Origin of the sequence: Pseudomonas sp. BN515, assembly GCF_029873155.1 — a bacterium.
Taxonomy (GTDB): domain Bacteria; phylum Pseudomonadota; class Gammaproteobacteria; order Pseudomonadales; family Pseudomonadaceae; genus Metapseudomonas.
Map to the genome: position 1 here is coordinate 23,383 of NZ_SSOH01000063.1, position 7,082 is coordinate 30,464.

8 protein-coding genes are annotated in these 7,082 nt (G+C 61.3%); 2 read left to right on the plus strand and 6 right to left on the minus strand.

The window, feature by feature from the left end; genetic code table 11:
• Positions 1–208: 208 nt before the first annotated feature.
• From E8E91_RS15930 to E8E91_RS15955, 6 genes are all read right to left on the minus strand, one after another.
• Positions 209–655 (minus strand): phage infection protein, encoded by a 447-nt coding sequence (locus E8E91_RS15930; RefSeq protein ID WP_280376766.1) that lies wholly within the window; start codon positions 653–655, stop codon positions 209–211.
• A 277-nt stretch (positions 656–932) separates the two neighbouring features.
• Positions 933–1,634, minus strand: a complete 702-nt coding sequence (locus E8E91_RS15935) for an ABC transporter ATP-binding protein (protein WP_077526359.1) — start codon at positions 1,632–1,634, stop codon at positions 933–935.
• Positions 1,635–1,637: 3 nt separating this feature from the next.
• Positions 1,638–2,405 (minus strand): high-affinity branched-chain amino acid ABC transporter ATP-binding protein LivG, encoded by a 768-nt coding sequence (gene livG / locus E8E91_RS15940; protein ID WP_280363031.1) that lies wholly within the window; start codon positions 2,403–2,405, stop codon positions 1,638–1,640.
• Positions 2,402–3,658, minus strand: a complete 1,257-nt coding sequence (locus E8E91_RS15945) for a high-affinity branched-chain amino acid ABC transporter permease LivM (RefSeq protein ID WP_280376769.1) — start codon at positions 3,656–3,658, stop codon at positions 2,402–2,404. Before E8E91_RS15945 ends, livG begins: the two co-directional genes overlap by 4 nt.
• A complete protein-coding gene (gene livH / locus E8E91_RS15950; protein ID WP_151132473.1) occupies positions 3,655–4,578 on the minus strand; it encodes a high-affinity branched-chain amino acid ABC transporter permease LivH in 924 nt (307 codons plus the stop codon). Before livH ends, E8E91_RS15945 begins: the two co-directional genes overlap by 4 nt.
• A gap of 115 nt (positions 4,579–4,693) precedes the next feature.
• Positions 4,694–5,815 carry a branched-chain amino acid ABC transporter substrate-binding protein gene (locus E8E91_RS15955; protein WP_280376771.1) on the minus strand — a complete coding sequence of 374 codons (1,122 nt, stop codon included), beginning with the start codon at positions 5,813–5,815 and terminating at the stop codon, positions 4,694–4,696.
• 303 nt (positions 5,816–6,118) lie between these two features.
• On the opposite strand from E8E91_RS15955, the gene E8E91_RS15960 reads away from it, so the two are divergent.
• On the plus strand, positions 6,119–6,436 hold the full coding sequence (locus E8E91_RS15960) for a DUF2288 domain-containing protein (RefSeq protein WP_151132475.1): 318 nt from the start codon (positions 6,119–6,121) through the stop codon (positions 6,434–6,436).
• A 147-nt stretch (positions 6,437–6,583) separates the two neighbouring features.
• Positions 6,584–6,949, plus strand: a complete 366-nt coding sequence (locus tag E8E91_RS15965) for a DUF5064 family protein (RefSeq protein ID WP_280376772.1) — start codon at positions 6,584–6,586, stop codon at positions 6,947–6,949.
• The last annotated feature ends 133 nt before the right edge of the window (positions 6,950–7,082 follow it).

A 7,082-nucleotide genomic window follows, 5' to 3' on the forward strand; every position in this document is an offset into this window, starting at 1 on the left:
CCTTGCCGGGGCTCAAGATCGGGATTCCTGGGCGCTCCCTGTAGGTTGGTCTGAGGAACAAAGCCCAACACAGCAAGGTTGGACTACGCATCGTTGGGCCTCGCTGCGCTCGGACCAACCTACGGTTTGCAGTCGTGAATGAACGCGTTCTCTTAAACAAAAAAAGCCCGGCATTTGCCGGGCTTCGAGGTTTTGTAGCGAGTTTTGATCAGCTTACGCGTTGGGCTTGCGGCAGGCGGTCGGAACCCCCTTCAGCAACGCGGAAGGCATTGGTGCGATCGGAGCCGCTTTCGGCGATGCGGTTAGCGCCAGTACGGTCGGAACCACCTTCGGCGATTCGGTTGGCGCCGGTGCGGTCGGAACCACCTTCGGCGATGCGGCTGGCGCCAGTACGGTCGGAACCGCCTTCAGCGATGCGGTTAGCGCCAGTGCGGTCGGAGCCACCCTCGGCGATACGGTTGGCGCCGGTGCGGTCGGAACCGCCTTCGGCGATGCGGTTGGCTCCGGTGCGGTCGGAACCACCTTCGGCAACGCGATCCAGCACCATGTAGCCTTCAGCAACAACCGGCTCGATGGTCTGGGAGGAGGACGGCAGAGCGAAAACAGAGCTGCTCAGGGTGGCGATGAACAGTGCGGCGATGGCTTGAGTTTTCATGGTCTGGGCTCCTCGAAGGGGGGGTGGAAACTGGGTACGGAGCCAATCTTACGGATGGGTGAATGATTAAAAAGTGATCACGCCCGATAGAGACCATCAACGCCGTTGATGGTTGGTTTATTCCTTTTGCATCAATGGCTTGTGTTGTTTGATCCACCGTGGGTGGCCGAACCAGACTCCGATGGTGGACCGATGGAGCGTGGTTCACCCTACAAATGCTTGAGTGCCGGAAAAAGAAAACGGCCCGCGAGGGGCCGTTTCCTGTACAGCGAGGTCGTCAGCCGCCGAGGTAGGCGTCGCGGACCTTGGGGTCGTTGAGCAGGTCATCGCCGCTGCCCTGCATGACGATGCGTCCATTCTCCAGCACGTAGCCACGGTCGGCCAGCTTGAGCGCCTGGTTGGCGTTCTGCTCCACCAGGAAGACGGTCACGCCGTCCTTACGCAGCTGTTCGATGATGTCGAAGATCTGCTGGATGATGATGGGCGCAAGGCCGAGGGACGGCTCGTCGAGCAGCAGCAGCTTGGGCTTGCTCATCAGCGCACGGCCGATGGCGAGCATTTGCTGTTCGCCGCCGGACATGGTGCCGGCGCGCTGCTCGAAACGCTCCTTCAGGCGCGGGAACAGGTGCAGCACCTTGTCCATTTGCTCCTGGTAGTCGCCCTTTTCGGTGAAGAAGCCGCCCATGGCCAGGTTCTCTTCGACGGTCAGGCGGGCGAACACGCGGCGGCCTTCCGGCACGACGGCGATGCTCTTGCGCATGATGTCGTAGGACTCCTGGCCAACCAGCTCTTCGCCCTCATAGCGAATGCTGCCGCTGGCCGCGCGCGGCGAGCCGCACAGGGTCATCAGCAGGGTCGACTTACCGGCACCGTTGGCACCGATCAGGGTGACGATCTCGCCTTTCTTCACATCCATGCTGACGCCGTGCAGCGCCTGGATCTTGCCGTAGAAGGTGGAAACCTTGTCGAAAGTAAGCATGGCTCAGGCCTCCCCCAGATAGGCTTTGATCACGTCGGGGTTGTTGCGGATCTGCTCCGGCGTGCCGTCGGCCAGGGGGGTGCCCTGGTTGATCACATAGATGTGGTCGGAAATGCTCATCACCAGCTTCATGTCGTGCTCGATCAGCAGCACGGTCACGTTGTGCTCGTTGCGCAGCATCGCGATCAGCGCCTTGAGGTCGTCGGTCTCTTTCGGGTTGAGACCAGCGGCCGGCTCGTCGAGCATGAGGATGCGCGGGCGCGTCATCATGCAGCGGGCGATTTCCAGGCGACGTTGCTGACCGTAGGCCAGGGTGCCAGCCGGGCGGTTGGCGAAGTCGGTCAGGTTGACCTTCTCCAGCCAGTGGGCGGCGTAGTCCATGGCCTCGCGTTCGCTCTTGCGGAAGCCCGGAGTCTTCAAGAGGCCGGCGAGGAAGTTGGTGTTGAGGTGGCGATGCTGGGCGACCAGCAGGTTCTCCACCGCAGTCATTTCCTTGAACAGGCGGACGTTCTGGAAGGTCCGGACCACGCCCTTGCGAGCGATCTTGTGGCCCGGCAGGGCTTCGATCTGCTCGCCATCCAGGCGGATGCTGCCGGAAGTCGGCTGGTAGAAGCCGGTCAGGCAGTTGAACACGGTGGTCTTGCCGGCGCCGTTCGGGCCGATCATGGAGACGACTTGTTTTTCCTGAACGGTCAGACCCACCCCGTTGACGGCCAAGAGGCCGCCGAAGCGCATGGTGAGACCGCTTACTTCGAGAATCGCGCGGCTCATTGTTTCAGCTCCAGGTGGGGACGTTGCATCGGCAGCAGACCTTGCGGGCGCCAGATCATCATCAGCACCATCAGGGCGCCGAACATCAGCATCCGGTACTCGCTGAACTCACGCATGAGCTCGGGCAGCAGGATCATCACGATGGCCGCGAGGATCACACCCAACTGGGAACCCAGGCCACCCAGCACGACGATGGCGAGGATGGTCGCCGATTCGATGAAGGTGAAGGACTCGGGCGTCACCAGGCCCTGGCGTGCGGCGAAGAAGCTGCCGGCAAAGCCCGCGAAGCAGGCGCCCAGGGTGAAGGCGGAGAGTTTGATGATGGTGGGGTTCAGACCCAGTGCACGGCAGGCGATCTCGTCTTCGCGCAGGGCTTCCCAGGCACGGCCGAGCGGCATGCGCAGCAGGCGGTTGATCACGAACAGGGCCAACAGGGCCAGCAGCAGGGCGACCAGGTAGAGGAAGACCACCTTGTTCACCGAGTTGTAGGCAATGCCGAAGTACTCGTGGAAGGTCTGCAGGCCTTCTTCGGCGCGACGCTCGAAAGACAGGCCGAAGAGGGTCGGCTTGTCGATGTTGCTGATGCCGTTCGGACCGCCAGTGAGCCAGGTCAGGTTACGCAGCAGGATACGGATGATCTCGCCGAAGCCCAGGGTCACGATGGCTAGGTAGTCACCACGCAGGCGCAGCACCGGGAAGCCGAGGATGAAGCCGAAGAAGGCTGCCATCAGGCCGGCGATCGGCAGGCACACCCAGAAACCCAGGCCGTAGTAGTGCGAGAGCAGCGCGTAGCTGTAGGCACCGACGGCGTAGAAGCCGACGTAACCCAGGTCCAGCAGGCCCGCCAGGCCGACCACGATGTTCAGGCCAAGGCCGAGCAGTACGTAGATCAGGATCAGGGTGGCGATGTCCACCGCGCCGCGAGAGCCGAAGAACGGCCAGACCAGGGCGACCACGATCAGGCCGAGGATGACCCAGCGCTGGGTGGAGGGCAGGGTGAGGAAGTTCGCGGTGCCCTTCGACATGCTCGGCAGCTTGGGCGCGGAGGCCCAGGCGCCCTGTACCTTGTCGCGCATCATCTGCCAGATGAACATGGCCACGGCGCACGCCGCGATAGCCAGCAGGGTCGGGGTGTTGGCGCCGGTGACCACCAGGCCCACGCCGACGACGCTGAGTTTCAGGCCGAGGACGGGGTAGGCGACGGCCAGCACCAGGAGGGCGCTGAAGAACGCCGTTTTGAGTCGAGTATTCATACCTTCTCCACCTCCGGACGGCCAAGGATGCCGGTCGGCCGGAACAACAGGACCAGAACCAGCAGGCTGAAGGCCACGACGTCCTTGTACTGGTCGCCGAAGATGTCGGCGCCGAAGGCCTCGGCCACACCCAGCACCAGGCCGCCGAGCATGGCGCCCGGAATGCTGCCGATGCCGCCGAGTACCGCTGCGGTGAAGGCCTTGATACCGGCGAGGAAGCCGATATGCGGGTTGATCACGCCGTATTGCATGCCCAGCAGCACCGCGGCCACGGCGGCCAGGGTGGCGCCGATGACGAAGGTCAGGGCGATGATGTTGTTGGTGTTGATGCCCAGCAGGTTGGCCATCCTGATGTCTTCGGCGCAGGCGCGGCAGGCACGGCCCAGGCGCGAACGGGAGATGAACAGGGTGAGGCCGTACATGACCAGGAAGGTGACCACGAAGATCAGGATCTGCATGTAGGAGATCACCACGCCATTCATGGTGCTCTCGCCAAGCACGAAGTTACCCGGAATCAGGTTGGGAATCGCCTTGTCCTTGGAGTCCTGGGTCAGGAGTACTTCGTTCTGCAGGAAGATCGACATGCCGATCGCGGAGATCAGCGGGATCAGGCGGTTGCTGCCGCGAAGGGGACGGTAGGCGACCCGTTCGATGCTGTAACCGTAAGCGCTTGCAACGATGATGCTCGCGGCGAAGGCCGCGACGATAACGATCGGAAGGCTTTCCAGACCGAGCATGGTGAGCCCGGCAATCACGATGAAGGCTACGTACGAGCCGATCATGTAAACCTCGCCGTGGGCGAAGTTGATCATGCCGATGATGCCGTAGACCATGGTGTAGCCGATGGCGATCAGGGCATAAGTGCTGCCAACGGTTAGACCGTTAACCAGCTGTTGCAGATAGTGGTAGAGATCAGGCATTCCCTAACTCCTCGGGCATCACGAAAAGCGGCGCTTGTGGCGCAGCGGAGCCCGTAAAACACGGATAAACAAAGCCCACTGCCTAAGCAGTGGGCTTTGCGTTCAGGCGGGAAGCTTATTTAGCTTCGGTCTTGGAGCCGTCCTTGTGCCACTCGTAAACCACGAAGCTGAAGTCCTTCAGATCGCCCTTCTCGTCGAAGGCCAGGTTACCGGTCGGGGTTTCGAACGAGTTGGCGCGCAGGGCAGCTGCGACCTTGGCGGTGTCGTCTGCGCCGGCTTTGGTGATGCCGTCGGCAATGACTTTCACAGCGGCGTAAGCCGGGAACACGAACGGACCGCTCGGGTCTTCGTTCTTGGCCTTGAAGGCGTCTACCAGGGCCTGGTTCTTCGGATCCTGGTCGAAGGACTTCGGCAGGGTTACCAGCAGGCCTTCGGAAGCCGGGCCAGCGATGGCAGACAGTTCCTTGTTGCCTACGCCTTCCGGACCCATGAAGCGGACCTTCAGACCTTTTTCAGCCGACTGGCGCAGCAGCAGGCCCAGTTCCGGGTGGTAGCCGCCGTAGTAGACGAAGTCCACGCCGCTCTGCTTCAGCTTGGCAACGATGGTGGAGAAGTCCTTGTCGCCGGCGTTGATGCCTTCGAACAGCGGAACCTTGATGCCTTTGGCTTCCAGGGTCTGCTTCACGGCAGTGGCGATACCTTCGCCGTACTGCTGTTTGTCGTGGATGACGGCAACGGCTTTCGGCTTGACGTGGTCAGCGATGAAGTTGCCGGCGGTCGGGCCCTGCAGGCTGTCGAGGCCGATGGTGCGGAATACCAGCTGGTAACCGCGGGAGGTGATGTCCGGGCTGGTGGAAGCCGCGGTGATCATCAGGACGCCTTCGTCTTCATAGATGTCGGACGCAGGCTGGGTGGAGCTGGAGCAGAGGTGGCCAACCACGTAGTGAATACCGTCGTTGACGATCTTGTTGGCTACGGCGACGGCCTGTTTCGGATCGCATGCGTCGTCATACACCACGCCTTCGAGCTGAGCGCCGTTCACCCCGCCGGCCTTGTTGATCTGCTCGATCGCCATCTTGGCGCCAATGAATTGCATCTCACCGTACTGGGCAACCGCACCGGTCACCGGACCTGCCAGGGCGATCTTGATGGTGTCAGCTGCTACGGAGTAGCTGGCGACACCGGCCAGAGCCATGGCGGCGAACAGTTTGGAAATCTGCTTGGTAGCCTTGTTCATAGTGCTCCACTCTTGTGTTTTTCGTTGTTGTTGTCCTGTTTGCCGGAGCTACGGGACAGGGAATTGCACCCCGCCAACACCCCCCGGCAACTGTACCGGAACAGTGTAGATTGCTGATTTACGGCTTGAAAAGTCAGGTTTTGATGGCGGAATGATCTTGTGTCGCTTAATCGAAACAAACGTATAGAAATACGGCGTGTCTCGTGAGTGGCTGGCAACGTCAAGACAGGCTTGTCTGAATGTTGACCGACGCTATCATTGCGCCCCCCAATCCATTCGTTACCAACCAACACAAAACAAGCCATGAACGACAACGCTAGCACCCTCTATGCCAAGCTGCTCGGCGAAACCGCCGCCATCACCTGGGAAGAGCTGCAGCCCTTCTTCGCCCGTGGCGCGCTGCTCTGGGTGGAAGGCGCCGAAGACCTGGTGGGCGTGGCACTGGCCGTGGCCGAAGACGACAAGGCCCGGATTTCGGCCCTGCTGGCCGCCGGCAAACTGAGCAAGGTCGAGGAAGACCGTGCCCAGGACCTGCTGGCGCGCGACCCGAAACTCTGGGCTGTAGTGGTAGCCCCCTGGGTACTGATCCAGGAGCGGGACGAGGCGCCTACCCGTCACTGACGGAGCGCCCGAACGGAGGCCAGGGAAGGCGTCCAGAAGTGTGCCGGCCGCCTGATCGCGCACTGATCAGGAGCAACCGGCGAATCCGGTGTGGCGAGCTAGACTCAACCCACCTTCTTCATTTATTGACCAACAGGGAGCGTCATCATGTTCGAACCAGGCCATGTACATCGGGCCAGCGTGCCCGGATTCCCAGGGCAGCAGTTCTCCATCGACCTTTATTACGAAGCGCGCCCCAATGCGAAAGAGGGCACCATGCTGCACTTCCGCATGGTGGGTGATATCGACGGCAAGCAGTTCTCGGAAGAGTTCGAGATGCACCGTGATACGGCGTTCAATTTCGCCGCCATCATTTCCAAGGTAGCGGTGAAGAACGGGCTGCACCCCAACACCACGCTGATCATGCGTAACCACAAGGAATACGACAAAATCTTCGAAGACATCCGCCGCATTCTCGGTGCCGAGCCGGGCGAGTCGGTGAACTTCGACCATCTGGAGAAGGACGGTCTCTGACCGATTACCTGCCCAGGCAATTCAGCCTGGGCTCTCCTTGTGGGGGCGAATTCATTTGAACTTGGGAAACCACGTCCTGAGGACGTGGTCATGAGTCATCGGCTCTGCCTGTGACGATTCGACTGCTTGGGCT

Excerpts from the sequence above, each read along its gene's own strand:
- E8E91_RS15930 (WP_280376766.1), bottom strand. The coding sequence starts at position 655 with ATGAAAACTCAAGCCATCGCCGCACTGTTCATCGCCACCCTGAGCAGC.
- E8E91_RS15935 (WP_077526359.1), bottom strand. The coding sequence starts at position 1,634 with ATGCTTACTTTCGACAAGGTTTCCACCTTCTACGGCAAGATCCAGGCG.
- livG (WP_280363031.1), bottom strand. The coding sequence starts at position 2,405 with ATGAGCCGCGCGATTCTCGAAGTAAGCGGTCTCACCATGCGCTTCGGC.
- E8E91_RS15945 (WP_280376769.1), bottom strand. The coding sequence starts at position 3,658 with ATGAATACTCGACTCAAAACGGCGTTCTTCAGCGCCCTCCTGGTGCTG.
- livH (WP_151132473.1), bottom strand. The coding sequence starts at position 4,578 with ATGCCTGATCTCTACCACTATCTGCAACAGCTGGTTAACGGTCTAACC.
- E8E91_RS15955 (WP_280376771.1), bottom strand. The coding sequence starts at position 5,815 with ATGAACAAGGCTACCAAGCAGATTTCCAAACTGTTCGCCGCCATGGCT.
- E8E91_RS15960 (WP_151132475.1), top strand. The coding sequence starts at position 6,119 with ATGAACGACAACGCTAGCACCCTCTATGCCAAGCTGCTCGGCGAAACC.
- E8E91_RS15965 (WP_280376772.1), top strand. The coding sequence starts at position 6,584 with ATGTTCGAACCAGGCCATGTACATCGGGCCAGCGTGCCCGGATTCCCA.